Here is a 20,469-nt window from a genome sequence, read left to right on the forward strand (position 1 = left end):
CGAAGACGAGACATGCCCCCAGGCGATGTCTCGTCTTTTCACTGTGTCGTCAGGCGCCGGACTTACCCGCCTCACGACCGATCCCCCGCGGCGACTCGCCGGGAGACAGAATCATTCTCCAGATCAACGCGCCAATGGCCGCCCCGACCAGAGGCGCAAACCAGAATACCCACAACTGGTTCGTTGCGCCGTTTTCCGCAAAGAACGCCACGGCGGTCGAACGCGCAGGATTGACCGACGTATTGGTCACGGGAATCGAGATCAGATGGATCAACGTCAGCCCGAGGCCGATGGAGATCGGCGCGAAGCCGGCAGGTGCTGCCCGCGCCGTGGCGCCCAGAATGATGATGAGGAATGCCGCCGTCAGGACGATCTCCACCAGCAGTGCCGAGATCAGGCTATAGCCACCGGGTGAGTTTGCCCCGAAGCCGTTCGATGCGAACCCGCCGGCGATGAAATCCGGCTTACCGGCTGCGATGGCGTACAACACGACCGCTCCAGCCACGCCTCCGATGACCTGGACGAGCCAGTAGGGCAAGATCTCCTTCCAGCTGAAACGCCCGGCAATGGCGAGACCGAGAGAAACGGCCGGATTGAAATGCCCACCGGAAATGCCGCCAACCGCGTAGGCCATGGTCATGACGGTCAAACCGAAAGCCAGGGATACGCCGACGAAACCGATGCCGAGTGCCGGGAAGCCAGCGGCGAGCACCGCGCTGCCGCAACCGCCGAAGACCAGCCAGAACGTGCCGAAAAATTCGGCCGCAAGTTTTCTGCTCATATAAAATGCCCCTTCTAAATCAGATGTGCCGAATGAAGACGTGCGTCTTCCATCCCGGCAGCAAAGACCTGTCTCCAAGCGACAGATTTAGCAACCATTAATTATATTAGAAGAAACGAAAGTTGTAAGACGCAGCGCGAATGAACCGCTGTAAGCGACTCGGAAGACTCCGATATCCCCGCCTGTTAACGTAGCCGTTCAAGACATCGTGGGGGTAGGAACCTCGCCTTGTCGCTCTGATCATCGCCGTAGCGCCCCAGCGCAAAACTACACGAAATCGCGATTTGACGTCGCTGACGGATCGGCTCAATGTTCGCGCATACTTCCGCAACGTCACGGCGCGTCGTCAGGCGCTCAAGCCATCCGCGCCCTCAGGGATTGCCGTATGTCAAAAACCTCCCGCTCCAATCTCCGCCGCAACCTGACCGGCGGCGTCCTCGGCGCATTCGCGCTCACAGCGCTCATCATCGCCGTCACGGCCGTTCGTGCCGGTGCCGCTGAAGAAGCCGTGGTCATCCCGCCGCCAGCCATCGACGAAAAGACCTCGGCCAAGACCGAAAAGGCCGTCTTCGCAGGCGGCTGTTTCTGGGGCGTTCAAGGCGTCTTCCAGCATGTGAAGGGCGTCAGCAACGCCGTCTCCGGCTATTCCGGTGGGGCGAAGGAGACGGCTTCCTACGAAACTGTCAGCGGCGGCAAGACCGGTCATGCCGAAGCGGTCGAGGTGACGTATGATCCCGGGCAGGTGAGCTACGGGCAGCTGCTGCAAATCTTCTTCTCGGTTGCGCATAATCCGACGCAGCTGAACTTCCAGGGGCCGGATCAGGGTACGCAGTATCGTTCTGTTGTTTTCACGCTCAGCCCCGAGCAGAAGAAGGTCGCCGACGCCTATGTCGCGCAGCTCGACCAGGCGAAGGTTTTTCCGGACAAGGTCGTGACGGAGGTTACCGACCTGAAGGGCTTTTATACCGCCGAGGCCTATCATCAGGACTTTCTGACCCTCAATCCCGATTATCCCTACATCGTCTATAATGACCTGCCGAAGATCGGGAGCCTCAAGTCGCTCTTCCCGAACGCCTATCGCGACAAGCCGGCACTGGTCTCACAAGCAAAGGGCTGATGGATTCCAGGGACTGCCGCAGCTCAAGTCTGCGGCCTATCCACCATCTCGGCACAGGCGTTGCGAAATTCCCACAGGCCTAAACATGATTGTCAACGTCATGTTTTAGGGCTGTCATTGCGACAGAATCTTGATAGTGAAAATCATCTTTTCACCGAGAGAGTGTTCGCATGCCACGCCGTTTTCCGCTTCGCTCAGCCCTTGTCACCAGCACTTCCGTCCTGGCCATCGCCCTGTCCGATATCGGCACGATGGCTTCCGCACAGGACGCAGCCACCGGCAATGCAACGGTGCTTGAGGAAATCGTCGTGACCGGCGGCAGTGGCGGCGTCATCACGGGCGAAGGCTATGTCGGAACGGCAAGCGCGACGGGCGCGAAGACGGACACGCCTTTCCTCCAGACACCACAATCCATATCCTCGGTCACCGAGGCTCAGCTTGAGGATCGCAATCCGCAATCGCTTCAGGACGCCCTCGCCTACACGCCGGGCACCCGCGTCGGTGCCTTCGGGTTCGATCCACGCTTCGACAGCTTTTCCGTCCGCGGCTTCGATGTCACCTATACAGGCATCTTCCGCGACAACCTGCGTCAGCCCGGCGCGGGATCCTCGCTGTTCAAGACGGAGCCTTACGGCCTTGAAGGCGTCTCCATTCTGCGCGGCCCCTCCTCTGCGCTCTACGGCGCATCTGGCGCTGGCGGTCTTTACAACCTCATTACCAAACGCCCGACGATCGAGCCGCTCCGCGAGATCGAGCTGCAATACGGCACCAACCAGCGCTATCAGGGCCAGTTCGACCTCTCCGGTCCGATCAATGAGACCGACCCGGTCTACTACCGCCTGACCGGCCTTCTTCGCGATGCCGATACCGAACAGGTTTCCGTTTCCGACGACCGCGCCTATATCGCTCCCGCAATAACGTGGAAGCCGGACGAGGACACCAAGCTCACGGTTCTCGGCGAATATTCCCGCACCAGATCGGGTGGCACAGCCGCCTATTACAACGATCCGCTGACCGGCAAGGTTACCGACATCTTCGGCGGCAATCCCGACTTCAACGATTCCGTCCAGAAGCAGGCGCGGATCGGCTACGAGTTCGAGCACCGCCTGAACGATGTCTTCGTCTTCCGCCAGAATGCCCGCCTCTCGACCCTCAACATCGATGCGGATTATGCCTTCGCCTATGCGCCCAACGCGCTCGACCCCACCTTGCTCGATAGCAGCGCCGGCACCTTCGACGAGCGCCTGACGGCGGGCGTCATCGACAACCAGATCGAGGCGACGTTCTCGACCGGCGCGCTGGACCACACACTCCTCGTCGGCCTCGATTTCCAGAAGCTGCGCTACCGCTCGCTCGACGGCACCGGCACGACCCCGCCGCTCGATACCGCCAATCCGAATGCCGGACGCGATGTGGATCCCATCCCCTTCTCGACCCGCACCGTTCAGGACCAGTGGCAGATCGGCACCTATGTGCAGGACCAGATCCGCTACGACGCCTGGACGCTGACGCTCGGCGGCCGCTACGACTGGGTGGATACAGACACAGACGACACACTGCTGGCGAGCGGCGACACGACCACCACATCGCAGCGCGACAAGGCGTTCTCCGGCCGCATCGGTCTGACCTACGAGACGGATTTCGGTCTCGCGCCCTATGCGAGCTACTCCACGGCCTTTTCGCCCAATGCCGGCATCAATCAGGAGACACGCCGACCCTTCGACCCGACGGAAAGCCGTCAGCAGGAAATCGGCGTGAAGTACCTTCTGCCGGACAGCAACACGATGCTGACCGCAGCCCTGTTCAACATCGATCAGGACAATGGCCTCTACTATGAAGTCGTCAACCTGCCGACGGGCCCTGAAAACATTCAGGTCCAACGCGGCAAGCTGCGGTCGCGCGGACTGGAACTGGAGGCGACGACCAGCCTCGACAACGGCCTGTCGCTCACCGCGTCCTATACCTACACGCACATGAAGATCATCGAGGGGCCGGCAGACAGCCAGGGAAATTTCGTGTCCTCGGTGCCATTGCACATGGCCTCCGTCTGGGCGAATTATGACATGCCGGAAGACACGTTCGCACACGGTCTCGGCGTCGGCGCCGGCGCCCGTTTCATCGGATCGAGCTTTGGCAACGACATCAACACGGTCAAAAATTCGTCACGGGTTCTGTTCGATGCGGCCGTCCACTACGATTTCGCCGCAATCGACAAGAAATACGAGGGGCTGAAGCTGCAGGTCAACGCCACCAATCTCTTCGACCGGCGTGACGCCGTCTGCTCGAGCGGCTTCTGCTATCGTGATCAGGGCCGTACCGTCATCGGCTCGCTCAAATACAGCTGGTAGGCCCGGATGATCCCGACACCTCCATCATCGCCAAACGACGCTTTCCGGCCACCGGAACTGAAGTCCGTGTTCACTGGGGAGCACGCGTGGTGCGGTGAGAAGATGATGCTGTCACGGGATCTGGAAGGGGCGCTGCCCCTCGCCGGGTTCTTTTCGTCCTCCGCCTTCACCGAGGCGCTCGATCGCTATGCAGGCACCCATGGCGGCAGCGACCGGCGTGCGGTGGCCTCCATGTGGTCACTCTACTATTTCGCCGGCTTGACGATTCCCTTCATCGTCGCGCGCAGGGCCGACTACATCCTGCCGGTCGATCTCTCCAGCATGACGATCGCGCTCGCGGAAGACGGCCTGCCGCGGGCCTTCGGGCTGGAGACCGAGGGTGACTGGAGCGAGGACGATGCAACCGATGGCGCGGATGGCTTTGTCGTGCCGCTGGTGCACCGCCACCTTGCCGCGGCAATTACGGCCATGAAAGCCGCCGCGGGCCTCGCCCCGAAACTGGCCTGGAACAACGCGGCCGTCTATATCGACTACGCCTTTAACGCAACAGCGCCGACGAGCGGCAGCGATGCCTGGGCATCCCGCCCGCTGTTCGAGCAGCCGGTCCTTGCGGATGGCACGGCCAATCCCTTCCGTGGCTGTCTTCGGCACGAGCCGGTGGGCAGTGAAACCGTCTGTCGGCGCAAGGTCTGCTGCCTGCGTTACCTCCTGCCCGGCATTCCAAGCTGTGGCGCTCTTTGCGCATTGCCGAGCCAGCGTGGCGAAGGCCCGCAAAAAGGACATTAGGACCGATGCTTTCCCGCCGCCTGTTCGCCGTTCTCGCCTGTCTCCTCTTGGCTGTGAGTGCTCTCGCGACGGGCACGTCAAGCGCTTCCACCTACCCCCTGACGGTCACCGATTCCGTCGGGCGCTCCGTGACGATCAGGGAGAAGCCGAAGGCCATCCTGCTCGGCAGCGGCTTCAACCTCGTCGCCCTCTCGCTCATCCATCCCGATCCTGTGAGCCTGCTTGCGGGATGGTCGGGGGACATGAAAGGCGACAACCCGGAAATCTATTCCGCTTTCGAGAAACGCTTTCCCGACATCGCCAAATTGCCCACCATCGGGGATGGTACCGGCGACGGTCTGTCTTTCGAGACCATCCTGTCTTTGAAGGCCGATCTTGCCATCATGGCGAACTGGCAGGCCGATACGGAACTCGGCAAGCGCGCCATCGAATATCTGGAAAGCACGGGCGTGCCCGTCATCGTGGTCGATTTCAACAGCGATGCGCTGAAAAATACGCCGTCCGCCATGCGCCTGCTCGGCACCGTCCTTGACCGCGAGGCGCAGGCGGAGGATTTCGCAACGTTCTACGAGACGCATCTTCAGCGCATTCGCGATCGCGTAGCACAAGCAACCGCCCCTGGCCCGACCGTCCTGATGGATGCCTTCCCCAATCCGGAAAAGTGCTGCTACGCCTACGGGACCGGCGGCCTCGGCGCGTTCATCGGCCTCACCGGCAGCCGGAATATCGCGGAAGGCAACCTGCCTGCGCAGGGCGGCATCGTCTCAACGGAATATCTGATCGCTGCCGACCCCGAGGTCTACATCGCCACGGGATCGCCCGGCGGCACCTACAGCACCTTCTCCATCGGCCCCGGGGTACCGGACGAAGAGGCCCGGCAGACGCTGACGCAGGTCGTCACGTCTCCCATCCTCGCCAACCTCAAGGGTGTGCGCGACAGACGCGTGCATGGCCTCTGGAATTTCTTCAACGCGGTACCGCTCAACATTCTCGCGGCGGAAGCCTTCGCCCGTTGGCTGCGGCCTGATATCTTCCCCGATCTCGACCCGAAGGCAACGCTGGCCGAGATCAACAAGCGCTTCGCAGCAGTACCCTTCGAGGGCGCCTACTGGATCAGCCTGCAGAATTGACGCGGACATGCGCCCACAAAAACGCCGGCTCGGAGCATCCGGCCGGCGTCGTTGTCTCGGTCATCAGCAAAAAGCTTAGGCAGCCTTTGCCTTGTCCATGGCGGTGGCGTTGACGGCCTTCGACAGCTTCGTCAGGTCGGCGTCCGTCTTTTCCTCCTGCTTCAGCGTCTCATCGAGAAGCTTGACGGCTTCGTCGAGCCCGAGCAGGCCCGCCCATGTCTTCAGCGTGCCGTAGCGCGCCATCTCGTAATGCTCGACGGCCTGCGCCGTGGCCAGCAGACCGGCATCGACAGCCGGCGAACCCTTGAACGCCTCAAGAACTTCCTCGCCTTCTTCGATGATGCCCTCGATGGCGGCACAGGTCTTGCCGGTGGCGCGCTTGCCGAAGATTTCAAAGACCTGCTGAAGGCGCTCGATCTGGCCTTCGGTCTCTTCCCGGTGCTTCTCGAAGGCTGCCTTCAACTCGGCGCTCTGCGCGCCGCGAGCCATCTTCGGCAGCGTCTTCGCAATCTTCTTTTCAGCGTAATAGACATCCTTGAGCATGTCGTGGAACAGATCCTCGAGTGCTTTCCCTGCCATTGTTCTATCCTTTCGTGGATCCGCGGGACGATGCGTCTCCGCGGTGGTTCAAATGATGTTTCTGCGGCTGAGGAACTTGGCGAGCGAACCTTTGTTCCCCTTTTGATTCACTGCACGCGCTTTGAACCCGGCTGCCCCGTTCCTATATGAAGAGGCATGGGGAGGCAGTTCATGCTTTGGATTTCGCTCGCAATTGCGAGCTTTGTGGTGGTCGCGCTCGCCGTATGGGACCAGCGGTTTCGCAAGATGGCCGAACCGGCGCTTTCGGTCCTTGTCGCCGTCGGTCTCATCAGCGCCTTCGTCGTCTGGTGGACGGATGACAACGCCCGACCAAACGAGCCTCTGTCGCCGGTCACCGCAGACCGCCCCGTCGCCGCGATTGCGGAAAATCAGGTCCGGCTGGACAATCTGACGTTCGAAAAGAGCACCCCCGCCAGCAGCTATGTGGTGACCGGCATGATCCACAATGACAGCGCCGCATTCCTCGATTACTTCACGCTGGACGTTACGCTGGATGATTGCCCTGATGGCACCTGCCGCACGATCGGTCGCGACGATGCGCTGATCATTGCCCGCATCCCGCCGGGTCAATCCGCAGCACTTCGCACGTCCCTCGTCTTCCCTGCGCCCCGCACCGGCCCGCCCGAGACACCGCGATGGACGACGGCGATCGTGAAGATACAGTCCTCGCCAGCCGGTCCCTGAGGGCGGTTGACCGTCGCCCGCTGCAAGGGTCTCGACAGTCGGCGCGAGATGACGGAAACTGACGCTAAGAGACAGCGTTGCCAGGATCATGCCCATGACAGAACCGACAAATTCCGACGATCGCGACCTCGTCATCACCCGTCACATCGATGCCACCCCTGACCTGCTGTTCCGCTGCTGGACCGAGCCGGAGCTTATCCAGCAATGGTTCGTGCCGAAACCGTGGACCATCGCGACCGCCGAGGTCGATCTGCGCGTCGGTGGCTCGAACCTTATCGTCATGAAGAGCCCGGAGGGCGAAGAGATGCCCAATCGCGGCGTCTATCTCGAGATCGTGCAGGACCGGAAGATTGTCTTCACCGACGCCTATATCGAGGCGTGGACGCCGTCCGAGAAACCCTTCATGACCGGCATCATCACATTCGAGCCGGAGAATGATGGAACCCGCTACACGGCCCGCGTTCGCCATTGGACGAAAACCGATCGCGACGCGCACGAGCAGATGGGCTTTCACGAAGGCTGGAACCAGTGCGCGGATCAGCTGGCGGCGCTTGCCGCCACACTCTGATGCCGGGGACAGGCGGGCCAAGCCGATTGACAGCCGTTCCGCGCGCGTCATAGTGATCCTCATCAAGAGGTTCTCCGGGTGCTACACCATCCAGAGAGTAAATGGGAACGTGACGGGTGGACCCAGTGCGGCACCTCAATCACGGCCGACCCCGCGACTGTAGAGCGGTCAGGGTCTTTCATGCCGGTAACCGGTAGAAGTCACTGCGGATACGGGAAACCGGATCTGCGGGAAGGCGAGGAAGATCCGACGATGCCATTCGGCATCAGACGCCGCGAGCCAGGACACCTGCCGATTGATGTCGGGCATTTCGCCCAAATGAGCGGGTCACGTCCCACGTTGCCATCACGGAGGTTGTCATGGCTGTTACCAACGCATCTGGCGTTTCACTTTCCCTCAATGACCGCATGATCGCGGGTCTTCTTTCCCTGTGCATCGGGGCGTTCCTCGTATTCGGCGCGGGCCTGGCCAATTCGGCTGTGCTGCACGATACCGCGCACGACGTCCGCCACTCGTTCGGCTTCCCCTGCCACTAGGCAGGACGAGCGTATCGAACCAATCTGTCGAGCAGCATACAAACGCGAGCCCGGAGACCGGGCGCTGCGCCGCTGGCCTATGGCTGATCGAGGCACGTCGCTCCTCGTCGGCGAATGTGCCGTTGCGCGATGTCGCGCCGGCAGATCGGCTTGTTCCAGACATGCACAGGACGAGAGCAGGCTGACAAAGTTCTGCTCCGAAAGGTACAACCATGATCGTCAAGACACTTTTGGCCGCCATCTGCGCAGGCCTGATGGCGGGTCTCTTCATGACCGCCGCACAGGAACTCCGCGTCGTGCCACTAATTCTCCAAGCGGAAACCTTCGAGGGTGAACCCGCCCCGGGCGCATCGCCAGCGCACGAACATTCTTCGCTCGATTCCAGCTCGCTGTTTCCGTCGCTGACATCGGCGATCCTGCCGATAACGCCCGCCTATGCGCATGACGGCGAGACGCATGAGGGTGGCGGCATCCTGTTCGGCATGGGCCGCTTCTCCGGCACGCTGATTGCCAATCTCGTCACGGGTGCCGGCTTCGGGCTTCTTCTGGGCGGTCTCGGCATTCTCACCGGCAGCCCGCCGAGCCTGCGGACAGGCCTCACATGGGGAGCCCTCGGCTGGCTCGCCGTCCATATGCTCCCGGCCCTCGGCCTGCCGCCGGAGCTGCCCGGTTTTCCCGCCGCGGACCTTAGCGAGCGCCAGACCTGGTGGCTCGTCACCACCGCGCTCTCGGCGCTCGGTCTCGGCCTGATCGCGCTGCGGCCGGGCGTCGTGGCAAAGGGCGCGGGCTCCGTCCTTCTCGCCCTGCCCCACCTTTATGGCGCACCGCAACCTGCTGACATCGCCAGCCCCGTTCCTGCTGTCCTAGGAGCAGAGTTCGCCGTTGCAGCGCTGGCAACCACGCTCGCATTCTGGCTCGTCCTCGGCAGCGTCTCGGGCGCGATCAACGATCGCTTCCTCAAGACGGCGTGACAACGATGCGGCCCGCTGAAACGGCGGGCCGCATTGCACCAACAAATTACAGCCATCCACCCGTAAAGCCGGCACGTTTCAGCCCGCGCCGGATCGGTGTCGATTGCCGCAGCAGGTTCCAGAAAAAACCTGTCCGGTGGTTTTCGATCATCATCAGCAGAATGCCCTGATCGAGCCCGATCCGCCGTGTGTTCATCCAGCCCTCCGCCGTGCGGGCGGGAACGCTGGGATTGAAGCTTCCGATAAAACCGTCCTCCTCGACAACGCCCGGATAGGTCTCCAGAATATGCCGTGTTGCGGAAAGCGCCGCTTTTTCAGCGAAAGGCAGGCAGGAAAGCGGTGCCCAGGGCGCAAGAGTGCCATCATCCGGCCCGAACGGCGCGCCGCGCGCCGCATAGCCTGAAAACTGCTGCTGACGGCCATCCCGCAGACGCCGCGAACGCTCAGGCCCGTCACAAGCGGTCAGCCCCCAGCAATCCATGCCATAGCCGACAAAGGACTCCGGGTTCCGCTCCGTATAATCACGCTGCACGTCGATCGCCAAGCGCGTGTTCTCGAAATAATCGCTGTCATGCTCCTCCATCGCCGCATCGCGGATGCCCCGAAAGTCGATCCAGGCATGGGAAAACAAATGGATGAACAGAGGCCCTGCATAGAGGAACGGCTTGCCAAGAGCTTCCTTCCAGTCGCACTGATTGCCGAACGCAAGATAGCTGCTGGCCGGAATCGGGTAGGACGGCGAGGACAGCGCCAGCGTGTACAGAATGACCGCTTCGCTGTATCCGTGCCAGCGATAGGGTAGGAAACCGCTGCGCGGCTTCCAGCCGAGCGCCAGCGTATCCTGTTCATCCAGCGCCCAGGCCCAGTTGGCCCGGGCGTAGATCATATCGGCAATATCCCGTATTTCCTTCTCCGCCGGCGTATGTTCCGAAAAGTAGGCACCGACCGTTATGGCGCCGGCGATCAGCAGGGCGCTGTCGATCAGCGAAATCTCGCTCCGCCAAGCCCGCCGACCGGTCTTCATATCCAGAAAATGGTAGTAGAGGCCCTTGTAGCCGGTGGCCAGCGTATCGCGGCTCTGCTCGCTGTCGCGCAGGAACCGCAACGTCCTCAGCGCACGCTCGGCAGCATCCTCGCGGGAGATCCAGTCGCGCTCGACGCCGACCGGCAGCGCCGACAGGCCGAAGCCGGTGGCAGCGATGCTGGCCGGAGAACCTTCCTGCGAACTGTCGGCAACGAGACCCGTTTCCGCATGCGTATACCGCATGAAATACCGGAACGCGCCCAGCTGGAATCTATCGATCAGCCCAACGTCGGTCGTATCCTTGAAAAGCATTGCAACTCCTCATGAGCGGGCACACGGCGCGTGCCTCGTCTCTTTATCCGTGCGAAAATTCTTTGCTCACCGAGTGTTGAAGCCAGGCCGCCGCTTACCGGTCGCCGCCATCACCCGTTGTGTTAATGTTCGCCTCTACGGTTCAAAGTAGGGATTGGATGACATGATCTTAGCGGGAATTGCATTGCTGATGGGTCTGTCCGGCCAGGGGCTTCCACCAGCCCCCCTCGCAACCGACGTGACACACATAACGCGCATCGCCGCACCGGGGCATCGAGACGTGGATGTCGAACTGGTTCTTGCCGTCGATATGTCGGGGTCGATGGACCTGGAGGAGGCTCGCATCCAGCGCGCCGGTTATCTCGAAGCTTTGCGCCACAAGGAATTCATCAGTGCCGTTCGCGGCGGGCTGATCGGCGAAATCGCCATCAGCTATTTCGAGTGGGCCGGCAGCGTCAACGAAAGCTCACGCGTGGACTGGCACGTCATTGCGAATGCCGCGGACGCTGCAGCCTTCGCAGACGAGATCGCCGCACGTCCCGTGACCACGCGCCGCGGCACCTCGATTTCCAATGCGCTGAGCTATGCAGCGGGAATGATCGACACCAACGCCTTCAACGGCCAGCGCCGGGTCATCGATGTCTCCGGCGACGGACCGAACAATCTCGGCCCGCCGGTCCTCCCCGCCCGCGACACGGCGGTGCGCAGCGGTATCATCGTCAATGGCCTCGCCATCATCATCCGCCCGACCGGCGTCGGGGTCCGGCTCGACCGCTATTACGGCGACTGCGTCATCGGCGGTCCCGGCGCTTTCGTTCTACCAATCCACAGCCCTGAAGACTTCGGCGTCGCCATCCGGCAAAAGCTCGTCATGGAGGTCAGCGACCGCCAGCCGACCCTTCGTCCCGTTCCCGTTGCCAATCCCGCTCCCGTGGATTGCCTGATCGGTGAAAAGCTGCGGCCCGGATTCTTCGACAAGTAGCACGCGTCAACGCACCCGCTTCAAGCCTGCGCCAGGCGCTGCGTCTTCGGCATTCAGGGCGTCGGCTATCCGCGCGGCTGCGAGACGTCCGGCCACGATCGCCCCCTCGATATAGGTCGGGAAGGACGGAGAGAGTTCGGAACTTGCGAATGCGACACGGTCGACGCCCCGCCGCAGGAGCGCTTCTGCATCATAGGCCTCGGGATCGACAATGACATCGCTGTAGCCCCCTCCGCTCCAGCGATCGTCCGTCCAGTCGTGCAGAATAACGTCGACCGGCTCCGGCGCATCGGCACCCAGCAACGCGCCCATGCGCTCCAGCACCGTCCGCTCGATGAACGCCGCGCCCCGTGCCCGCCATTCGAGGGCAAGCGGCCCGCCGACGAAGACGACGAAAGCAGCATGCGCGTCACCCTGGCTGACGTCGAAGGCGTAGAGCCCGCTCACATCCTCCCATGAGACGCCGGACGACACCTCGGGCGACCAGAAGCGCTCGTCGTAGCGCAGCAGGATCTTGATCACGGCCCCGCTCCTCCAGCAGCCGAGCGCCCGGTCGAGCGTCTCCGGCAGAGGAGGCTGCTGGACGATCTCGCGTGCCCGAACCGGCGGCACGGCCACCAGCACATGCCGCGCCGTCATCTGCCGCTGCCCCGAGTGAACGACGACATGATGCTCATTCCGGCGGATGAGCGAGACAGGTGAGGACAAAAGAACATGCGGCCGCAGCCGTACAGCCATGGCGTCTGCAAGCGAGGCGGCGCTGTCCTTCAGGAAATATTGCAACTCGGATACGTCAGCCGTATTCCGCCGGTCGCTATCGACGAGATACCAGAAGGGGATAACATCCGCCGGAAGACACCAGAGCCCGTGAACCATGCTCAGAAATTCCCGCTTTGCCTCCTCCGTCGCATCTTGGCCGTTAAGCCAATCGGCAATGGAAAGACCTGCCAGTGCGGGATCACCGGGATCAGCTGCCTCCATCCTCTCGTACAGTGGATTGCTCCGGTGGGACGCGCGCCGCACCGGTGTGGCGGACACCGATTTCGCAGCGCCCTTCCAGCGGCTTTCGATCATCTCCAGTCGAGCATCCTTTACGAGCGCCATCACCTCCGGCATATCCTCGCAGAAGAACTGCCCCCCGGCATCTCGCCGCGTGCCGTCCGAGGTCTCGAAGGAACGTACGCGCCCACCAACCTCGGACCGGGCTTCCAGCACGATCACGGAAAGCCCATGATCGATCAGCGCCCCCGCAGCCGCCAGCCCCGTGAAGCCGGCCCCGACCACGATCACATCCGCATCCCGTTCCATGCCATCTCTCTTCTACGCGTGATGGCCACAGGTCTTCATCCCCGGCCTTCGATAAAGGAGAATATAGAAAGAACGGCGCGAAAGGATATGAGGCCGGTGGCCGACAGGATGCGGCGTGACGAACCTGTCAGAAGGCCTTACTCGGATTGAGACGGTGCAAATCCGCTGAGCATCCCGGAATAGGGCTTGGCCAAGGGTGCGGCGTAGGAGCCGCGCTTGCTGGTGGTCAGCCGCTGGGCGATCAGCGCTTCGGCCTGTTTCACAGCGGCCGAAACGCCATCGATAACCGGCACGCGGTAGATCGACTGCAATTCATAAGCAAGATCCGCCATGCCCGCACATCCAAGAACGATGGCTTCCGCACCATCCTCGGCAAGCGCCCGCTCGATCTGGTGACGAAGCTTGTCGAGTGCGCCGGAGCCCTCCTTCTCAAGATCGAGCACCGGAATGTCCGCCGCGCGAACCTTCGCCCGTCCGCCGAAACCGTAGTGCCGCGTCAGGTTCTCGAGGAGCACCCGGGAGCGCTCCAGCGTCGTGACAACGGTGAATCGTTGCGCCAGGAAGCCCGCCGTCACCAGGGCGCTTTCGCAGAGCCCAAGCACAGGAATAGAGGCAAGAGACCGCGCGGCGTCGAGCCCGGTATCGTCGAAACAGGCGATGACGGCCGCCTGAGCGCCTGCCGCCTCACCCTCTCGTATCGCATTCAGCAGGCCCGGCAGAGCCAGCGCGCCGTCATAATGCCCCTCGATCGAAGCTGGTCCCATGGCGGCCGTGGCGGCAACAATCTCCGTGCCATCGGCTGCGACGAGACGGGCTGCCTCCGCTGCCTTTTCGGTCATGGAAACTGTGGTGTTGGGATTAACGACAAGAATGCGCATTCGGAGATCAGACCAGCTTGGCCTGCTTGCGACCGAGCATCAGGATGATGCCGAGCGCCAGCAGAATAACGGTGAAGGAAAAGACGGTGGTGACGGTGCCGAGCGCATAGAGCACCGGGGTGGTGACGTTCGTGGTCATGCCATAGATTTCCAGCGGCAACGTATTGTAGGTGCCGGAGGTCATCAACGTGCGGGCGAACTCGTCATAGGAGAGCGTAAAGCCGAAGAGACCGACGCCGATAAGGCTTGGCGCGATCATCGGAAGCACCACATGCCGGAAGGTCTGCCAGGAGCTTGCGCCCAGGTCGCGCGCCGCTTCTTCGTAGGCGGGCGAAAACCGGTTGAAGACGGCAAACATGATGAGCACGCCGAAGGGCAGCGTCCAGGTGAGATGCGCGCCGAAGGCCGAGGAATACCAGGCGGGCTTGAGCCCGAACTGCTGGAAGACGACGCCGATACCGAGCGAAATGATGATGGATGGCACGACAAGGCTGGCGACCGTCAGGTAGAACAGCGTGGTCGAGCCGCGAAACTTCCGACGGAAGGCAAGGCCTGCCAGCAGCGAAACCAGCACGTTGACGACCATGACCATGATGCCGAGCGAGAAGGACCGCCGGAACGATGCGCCGAAGTTGCCGACCGCCTGCTGCTCGAAAAGATTGTAGAACCAGCGCAGTGACACGCCGTTCATCGGGAAGGTCAAACCGCCGTTCGGCCCCTGGAAGGACAGGATGAGGACCGCCGACAGCGGACCGTAGAGGAAGAGCACGAACAGCGCAAAGAATGCGGCGAGGACGTAGAATTCGAAGGTGCGTTTCTCGTGGCTCATCTTACAGCTCCTTGCGAATATCGACGACGCGCAGGATCGCGGCCACCATCAGAAGCACGACGATGAGAAGCACGACGGCGTTGGCAGCAGCGGCGGGATATTGCAGCAGCGACATCTGGTTGCGCATCATTAGAGCCACCGATGCGCTCTGCCCGCCGGACATGACCTGCACGGTCGAAAAATCCGCCATGACGAGCGTGACGACAAAGATCGAGCCGATGGCGATGCCGGGCTTGGCGAGCGGAATGATGACGTTCCAGAGGATCTGCCAGCCGGTGGCACCCGCATCGCGGGCCGCCTCGATCAGCGATTTATCGATGCGCATCAGCGTGTTGAAGATCGGCGTTACCATGAAGAGCGTGTTCAGATGCACCATGGCGAGAATGACGGCAAACTCGGAGTAGAGCAGCCATTCGATGGGTGCCGGAATGATCCCCATTTCGATCAGCGTCGAATTCACGAGCCCGTTGCGCCCGAGAACCGGGATCCAGGAGATCATGCGGATGATGTTGGACGTGAGAAATGGCACGGTGCAGACGAGGAACAGCACCATTTGCATCGTCGTCGTGCGGATGTGGAAGGCGAGGAAATAGGCGACCCAGAATCCGATGAAGGTCGTCAGAGCCCAGACGACGACCGTATATTTCAGCGTGTTCAGATAGGTTTTCCAGGTGACCCAGGACCCCAGCGTTTCCTCGTAGTTCAGAGTGAGGAAGTCCGGATAGAGCCCCGCGAAGTCGTAATCCCAGAAACTGACGATCAGGATCATCAGGATCGGCAGCAGGAAGAAAAAGCCGAGAATCGCGATCAGCGGTGCCGATTGCAGGTAGGAGATCGCCCGCGGCGGCAGGCGAAACGCCTTGGCGTTGCGCACGCGCCCACCTGTCGCCGGTGTCGGCTTGCTTTCAGCAATGGTCGCCATGATCGCTCGGTCTCCGTTACGTTTTCAGACTCGGCGCAGAGTGAGAAGGCTGTCCCTCATCAGCCTGCCGGCACCTTCTCCCCGCGAGCGGGGAGAAGGTTCGGGTGAGGGCCGCCGCATGTGCGACCCGAACCGCATCAAGCAGCGATGAACTCGTTCCAGCGGCGGACCATGTAGCGATCCTCGTCCATGACGGAGTTCCAGCAGGCAACCTTGCCCATGCGCTCCACGAAGGAGCCGCCATCGCGAACCGCACCGGCCTTTTCCATGACCTTGCCTTCCGGGGACATGATGTCCCCCTGGGCGGCCTTGCCCTCGATCCAGTAGCCCCACTCGTCTTCGGTCATGAACTTCTTTGCCGTGTCCATGGCGGCGGAGTAGTAGCCCTGACGGTTGAGATAGCCACCGACCCAGCCGGAGGTGTACCAGTTGATATATTCGTAGGCCGCGTCCAGCTGCGCGCCCTGGAGATGCGCGGCAAGGCCGAGACCGCCGCCCCACGAGCGATAGCCCTCCTTGAGCGGCTGGTATTTGCAGGCGATGCCCTTGGAGCGAACGGCGGCAACGGCCGGCGACCACATGGACTGGATGACGACTTCGCCGGAGGCCATGAGGTTGACCGACTCGTCGAAGGACTTCCAGAAAGCGCGGAACTGGCCGTCCTGCTTCGCCTTGATCAGGAAGTCGATCGTCGCATCGATTTCCGCCTTGGTCATGTTGCCCTTGTCGGCATATTTGATGTTGCCGAGCGCTTCCATGATCATCGCGGCATCCATGATGCCGATCGAGGGAATGTTGAGGATCGAGGTCTTGCCCTTGAAAGCCGGGTCCATGATATCGGCCCAGGAGGTGATGTCGCGGCCGACGAGGTCCGGACGAATGCCCAGCGTGTCGGCATTGTAGATAGTCGGAACCATCGTGAAGAGGCCGGTTTCGGACTTGGCGAACGTCTTGTCGCCTGCCTTCTCCACAAAGCCGACCGTATGCGGCGCCGTGCCCTGCGCGATCACGCTGTCCGGCGTCAGCTTGCCCGTCTTGAACAGGGGCACGATCTGATCGTAATATTTCAGCTTGGAGATTTCCATCGGCTGGATGACGCCTGCCGGGAACACCTTCTTCAGGATCCAGTATTCGATGTCGGCGATGTCGTAGCTGTCGGGCTGCGTGACGGCGCGCTGGGCGGCGGCATCCGAGTCGGTCGCCGTCATCTCAAGCGTGATGCCGAGGTCGGCCTTGCACTTCTCGGCGATGGCATTGATGTTGGAAACGCCGGTGCCGAACTGGCGCAGCGTGATGGGGTTCTGCGCCCAGACGGTCGGGAAACCCGTGATCGCCCCGGAGCCGGCAATGGCGCCGACGGCCGCAGCCCCTGTCTTCATCAGAGCGCGACGGCTGATGCCGGTCGCCTTCTTCGTGTCCTTGATCTCGGTCATAGTCTGTTCCCTTTTATTCTGGTTGGACAGGTGTTTGTTCTGGCAGCTCAAGCCGCCACGGCGCCCAGGAGGACAGCATCCTCAAGGCCCCAACTCAGTGAAACCGCATCGCCCACAGCGACGGGTTTGTCGAAATAATCCGCATCCGAAGCGATGACGGTGAAATCCTCCGAGCCGGCGCCCATGACGGTGATCTTCACCGAGGCGCCGCGATATTCCACGTTGGAAACCACGCCGTTGAAGCCGAGCGTCTTCTCGCCGGATTCGCGCAACCGGACGCGATCGGTGCGGATACCGATGTCGATCGGCGACCCCTCTTCCCGGCCTTCTCCGGCAACGGTAAAGGTTTGCCCCTCCGGCACCTGCAGGGTCAGAACGCCGTCGGCGCTGGAGATAACGCGACCGGTCAGCACGTTGTGGTCACCCATGAAGCGCGCGACAAAGGCCGTTGCCGGCCGCTCGAAAACCTCGCGCGGGCTTGCAGCCTGCTCGATACGCCCGTCGCTCATGATGACGATAATATCGGCAAGCGCCATCGCCTCTTCCTGGCTATGGGTCACGTGGACGAAGGTTATGCCGAGATTCTTCTGAAGCTTTTTCAACTCCGCGCGCATGCGGATTTTCAGGAAGGGGTCGAGCGCGGACAGCGGCTCGTCGAGCAGGAGCGCCTCGGGATCGGTGATGAGCGCCCGGGCCAGCGCCACGCGCTGCTGCTGCCCACCGGAAAGCTGGGCCGGGCGCCGGTTGGCGTAGGGCTCCATCTGCATCAGCTTCAGCATCTCGAGCGCCTTTGCACGGCGCTCTTCCTTCTCCACGCCCTTCATCTTCAGGCTGAAGGCCACGTTGTCGATGAGATCCAGATGCGGAAACAACGCATAGGACTGGAACATCATCGCCGTGCCGCGCTTGGCAGGCGGCAGGTCGGTCACGACTGTGTTTCCGAGCCGGATATCGCCGGAGGAGATCGTCTCGTGCCCGGCGATCATCCGCAGCGTCGAGGTCTTGCCGCATCCGGACGGCCCAAGAAAGCAGCAATAACTGCCGGAAGGGATCTTGAGGCTGATGGAATGGACGGCCGTGGTGCTTCCGTAAATCTTGGAAACGGATACGATGTCGATCTCTGCCGCTTTTGTCATGATGGGTTCCCCTGTCGTGAACAAGAGAATGCATCAACCGTGCCAGTTCGTCAGGCAGCCATCATCGCTTTGTTTCTATTAGGAAACGTGTTGATCAATCCGGTACGATGCCTGGTACACACGAGAAATTGCCTATTTTCTGACCTATTGTGCAAAATTATCCGCCAGATCGTATACAATATGCCTCGCGTCTGAATACGAATTTGCCTTCTGTCGGAAGATCATTTGGATTAGATTCGACGACCATGAACAATCGTCAGACGAAGCCGGAATCCGTGATCGCCAGACCTGACGCTGATAATACCGGCGCCGAGGGAAACCAGCGCGCCATTCGTGATGCCATCCGCGACGCGATCGTCGATCGTCGCCTCCTGCCGGGTACGAAGCTGACCGAGACGGATGTCGGGGCCTTGTTCAATGTCAGCCGAACGCTGGTTCGCGGCGCTCTACAGGCTCTGGCACATGAAGGCCTCGTCACCGTCGAGCGCAATCGCGGTGCTTTCGTGGCCAACCCGTCGCCGGAAGAAGCACGCCAGATTTTCGCAACGCGCCGCATTATCGAGCCCGGCATTCTGATGGAAGCGGCACGCCACATGACGCCGTCCCATTTTCGACAGCTTCGTGAGCAGCTGGTCGATGAAGGCCGCCTGATGAACGAGAGGGGACAGAGCGCCCGTCGGGCCGAGATCAAGGCTTCCGGCGATTTCCACCTGATGATCGCCGCCATGACCGGAAATGCGGTCATGCAGCGCTTCATGGACGAGTTGATCGCCCGCTCTTCGCTCGTCATATCGCTCTATGGACAATCCACGGTTTCCAGTTGCGGTCACAACGAACATACCGAGATCGTCGATGCCATCGAGGCCGGCCAGATGGATCGCGCCAGCCGCTTGATGGTTCACCATATCCACCATATCGAGGCGGATCTCGACCTGCGCGTGCGCCGTGCCAACGAGCTTCGCGACGTTCTCCTCCCTTAAGACGGGAATGGCATTACTCTTCACAACTCACTGATTCTGCTTAAATTTTTTTGTTAACGGTGAACGGAACCAAACCCCTTGCAAGACGTTTTGCACGCGCAAGACAGACAGCATGCGAGGCGAGTATGAGTTACAAGCACTTCCCGAAGCCGGTCCGGATCATTCTCCAGCAAAGCCAGGAGTTCATTGTCGCGTCCGCCTGGGATGCACTCGAATGCCTGCGTGGCTGGCCTGCCGGACGCTCCGGCAGGGCGTATCGCATCGCGCTACAGCACTGCATGGATGCCCTTGACGGTATCCTCAGCCCGCGCAAGGCACAGGCATCCTTCATGGCGGCAGCCCGAGAAGCCGGCATCCTGGCAAAGCCGAGAGAACCCGCCTGATCGGACGTATTGCTTGACGAATGCATTCGTGACGGACGACGATAGAGGCTTCGAAAGCGCGGTCAGGAGCACGCCATGTCGGACATGAATTCACCGGAAGACCCATCCGACGACACGAAGCTCACGCGCTCGAAGCGCCGCTGGGCGGAGGAAGGAAAGTTCCTGACCGGTCAGGTCTCGCGCTCGGAAACCGACCGCCTGCCACCCGGGCAGCATCTTGTGAAGAACTGGCCCGTTCTCGACCTCGGCCAACATCCGATCATCGAGACGTCAAGCTGGTCTTTGAGCCTGAAAGGTGCGGTCGAACAGCCGCTGACGCTCGACTGGGCGCAACTGAAAGCTCTCCCGCAGAGCACGTTCGTATCGGACATCCACTGCGTCACCACCTGGTCGCGCTATGACAACCGCTGGAAGGGTGTTTCCACGCATGACCTGCTGGACCTGGTCATGCCGAAGCCAGAGGCGACCTATGTCATGCTGACGAGCTATGACGGCTATACAACCAACCTGCCGATCGCCGACTTCGCAAGCGAGCATGCGCTGGTGGCAACCGACTGGGAGGGTCAGCCGCTGACACGCGAGCACGGAGCCCCTGCCCGCCTCATCGTGCCACATCTCTATCTCTGGAAGAGCGCGAAGTGGCTGACCAAAATCGAATTCATGATCGGCGATCGTGCCGGTTTCTGGGAGAAGAACGGGTACCATATGGTGGGCGACCCGTGGCGGGAGCAGCGCTACTCCGACGATTGAGGAACGCTTCT

The 20,469-nt window shown here is 61.5% G+C and carries 21 protein-coding genes and 1 riboswitch; of the genes, 12 read left to right on the forward strand and 9 right to left on the reverse strand.

The features are described 5' to 3' along the window. Window positions 1–49: 49 nt before the first annotated feature. Complete coding sequence (gene aqpZ, locus BSG19_RS02320; RefSeq protein WP_092984453.1) at window positions 50–781, reverse strand: aquaporin Z; 732 nt, start codon at window positions 779–781, stop codon at window positions 50–52. Between the two features lie 385 nt (window positions 782–1,166). Between aqpZ and msrA the strand changes: the two genes are divergently transcribed. The 4 genes from msrA to BSG19_RS02340 all read left to right on the forward strand — a co-directional run bounded on the left by msrA (window position 1,167) and on the right by BSG19_RS02340 (window position 6,162). Next, window positions 1,167–1,898, forward strand: coding sequence for a peptide-methionine (S)-S-oxide reductase MsrA (gene msrA / locus BSG19_RS02325; RefSeq protein WP_092984455.1), 732 nt, complete (start codon window positions 1,167–1,169; stop codon window positions 1,896–1,898). A gap of 170 nt (window positions 1,899–2,068) precedes the next feature. Beyond that, window positions 2,069–4,246 (forward strand): TonB-dependent siderophore receptor, encoded by a 2,178-nt coding sequence (locus BSG19_RS02330; protein ID WP_092984457.1) that lies wholly within the window; start codon window positions 2,069–2,071, stop codon window positions 4,244–4,246. Window positions 4,247–4,348: 102 nt separating this feature from the next. After that, on the forward strand, window positions 4,349–5,032 hold the full coding sequence (gene fhuF, locus BSG19_RS02335; RefSeq protein ID WP_244529062.1) for a siderophore-iron reductase FhuF: 684 nt from the start codon (window positions 4,349–4,351) through the stop codon (window positions 5,030–5,032). Window positions 5,033–5,037: 5 nt separating this feature from the next. Next, window positions 5,038–6,162 carry an ABC transporter substrate-binding protein gene (locus tag BSG19_RS02340; protein WP_092984461.1) on the forward strand — a complete coding sequence of 375 codons (1,125 nt, stop codon included), beginning with the start codon at window positions 5,038–5,040 and terminating at the stop codon, window positions 6,160–6,162. Window positions 6,163–6,237: 75 nt separating this feature from the next. On the opposite strand, the gene BSG19_RS02345 is transcribed toward BSG19_RS02340, so the two are convergent. Further along, window positions 6,238–6,741 (reverse strand): YciE/YciF ferroxidase family protein, encoded by a 504-nt coding sequence (locus tag BSG19_RS02345; protein WP_092984463.1) that lies wholly within the window; start codon window positions 6,739–6,741, stop codon window positions 6,238–6,240. A gap of 171 nt (window positions 6,742–6,912) precedes the next feature. On the opposite strand from BSG19_RS02345, the gene BSG19_RS02350 reads away from it, so the two are divergent. The 4 genes from BSG19_RS02350 to BSG19_RS02365 all read left to right on the forward strand — a co-directional run bounded on the left by BSG19_RS02350 (window position 6,913) and on the right by BSG19_RS02365 (window position 9,521). Continuing rightward, complete coding sequence (locus BSG19_RS02350) at window positions 6,913–7,446, forward strand: hypothetical protein (RefSeq protein ID WP_092984465.1); 534 nt, start codon at window positions 6,913–6,915, stop codon at window positions 7,444–7,446. Window positions 7,447–7,540: 94 nt separating this feature from the next. Then, window positions 7,541–8,014, forward strand: a complete 474-nt coding sequence (locus BSG19_RS02355) for an SRPBCC family protein (RefSeq protein WP_092985522.1) — start codon at window positions 7,541–7,543, stop codon at window positions 8,012–8,014. Window positions 8,015–8,064: 50 nt separating this feature from the next. Continuing rightward, window positions 8,065–8,325, forward strand: a riboswitch (cobalamin riboswitch). 48 nt (window positions 8,326–8,373) lie between these two features. After that, complete coding sequence (locus tag BSG19_RS02360; protein WP_092984467.1) at window positions 8,374–8,550, forward strand: CbtB domain-containing protein; 177 nt, start codon at window positions 8,374–8,376, stop codon at window positions 8,548–8,550. A 212-nt stretch (window positions 8,551–8,762) separates the two neighbouring features. Beyond that, entirely contained in the window at window positions 8,763–9,521 is a 759-nt protein-coding gene (locus tag BSG19_RS02365; protein ID WP_092984469.1) for a CbtA family protein, read from the forward strand. Between the two features lie 46 nt (window positions 9,522–9,567). Here the strand turns inward: BSG19_RS02365 and BSG19_RS02370 are convergent, their stop codons facing one another. Then, complete coding sequence (locus tag BSG19_RS02370) at window positions 9,568–10,857, reverse strand: glucoamylase family protein (RefSeq protein WP_092984471.1); 1,290 nt, start codon at window positions 10,855–10,857, stop codon at window positions 9,568–9,570. Between the two features lie 166 nt (window positions 10,858–11,023). On the opposite strand from BSG19_RS02370, the gene BSG19_RS02375 reads away from it, so the two are divergent. After that, window positions 11,024–11,839 (forward strand): DUF1194 domain-containing protein, encoded by an 816-nt coding sequence (locus BSG19_RS02375; RefSeq protein ID WP_280142392.1) that lies wholly within the window; start codon window positions 11,024–11,026, stop codon window positions 11,837–11,839. Window positions 11,840–11,845: 6 nt separating this feature from the next. Here the strand turns inward: BSG19_RS02375 and BSG19_RS02380 are convergent, their stop codons facing one another. The 6 genes from BSG19_RS02380 to BSG19_RS02405 all read right to left on the reverse strand — a co-directional run bounded on the left by BSG19_RS02380 (window position 11,846) and on the right by BSG19_RS02405 (window position 18,345). Further along, complete coding sequence (locus BSG19_RS02380; protein ID WP_092984475.1) at window positions 11,846–13,147, reverse strand: flavin monoamine oxidase family protein; 1,302 nt, start codon at window positions 13,145–13,147, stop codon at window positions 11,846–11,848. A gap of 137 nt (window positions 13,148–13,284) precedes the next feature. Then, window positions 13,285–14,025 carry an aspartate/glutamate racemase family protein gene (locus BSG19_RS02385; RefSeq protein ID WP_092984477.1) on the reverse strand — a complete coding sequence of 247 codons (741 nt, stop codon included), beginning with the start codon at window positions 14,023–14,025 and terminating at the stop codon, window positions 13,285–13,287. 7 nt (window positions 14,026–14,032) lie between these two features. Further along, the gene (locus BSG19_RS02390; protein WP_092984479.1) at window positions 14,033–14,854 is read right to left on the reverse strand and encodes an ABC transporter permease; all 822 of its coding nucleotides are present in this window, start codon (window positions 14,852–14,854) and stop codon (window positions 14,033–14,035) included. 1 nt (window position 14,855) lies between these two features. Further along, window positions 14,856–15,776: an ABC transporter permease gene (locus tag BSG19_RS02395; RefSeq protein ID WP_092984481.1), complete on the reverse strand. Its 921-nt coding sequence runs from the start codon at window positions 15,774–15,776 to the stop codon at window positions 14,856–14,858. Between the two features lie 137 nt (window positions 15,777–15,913). Further along, entirely contained in the window at window positions 15,914–17,209 is a 1,296-nt protein-coding gene (locus BSG19_RS02400; RefSeq protein WP_092984483.1) for an ABC transporter substrate-binding protein, read from the reverse strand. A 47-nt stretch (window positions 17,210–17,256) separates the two neighbouring features. Then, entirely contained in the window at window positions 17,257–18,345 is a 1,089-nt protein-coding gene (locus tag BSG19_RS02405) for an ABC transporter ATP-binding protein (protein ID WP_092984484.1), read from the reverse strand. A gap of 245 nt (window positions 18,346–18,590) precedes the next feature. Between BSG19_RS02405 and BSG19_RS02410 the strand changes: the two genes are divergently transcribed. The 3 genes from BSG19_RS02410 (at window position 18,591) to BSG19_RS02420 (ending at window position 20,458) form a co-directional block, all read left to right on the forward strand. Continuing rightward, the gene (locus BSG19_RS02410) at window positions 18,591–19,325 is read left to right on the forward strand and encodes a GntR family transcriptional regulator (RefSeq protein WP_092984486.1); all 735 of its coding nucleotides are present in this window, start codon (window positions 18,591–18,593) and stop codon (window positions 19,323–19,325) included. Between the two features lie 125 nt (window positions 19,326–19,450). Continuing rightward, complete coding sequence (locus BSG19_RS02415; protein ID WP_092984488.1) at window positions 19,451–19,708, forward strand: DUF982 domain-containing protein; 258 nt, start codon at window positions 19,451–19,453, stop codon at window positions 19,706–19,708. A 75-nt stretch (window positions 19,709–19,783) separates the two neighbouring features. Then, window positions 19,784–20,458, forward strand: a complete 675-nt coding sequence (locus BSG19_RS02420) for a sulfite oxidase-like oxidoreductase (RefSeq protein WP_092984490.1) — start codon at window positions 19,784–19,786, stop codon at window positions 20,456–20,458. The last annotated feature ends 11 nt before the right edge of the window (window positions 20,459–20,469 follow it).

This window comes from Rhizobium sp. NFR03 (assembly GCF_900111275.1).
Classification (GTDB): Bacteria; Pseudomonadota; Alphaproteobacteria; order Rhizobiales; family Rhizobiaceae; genus Ferranicluibacter.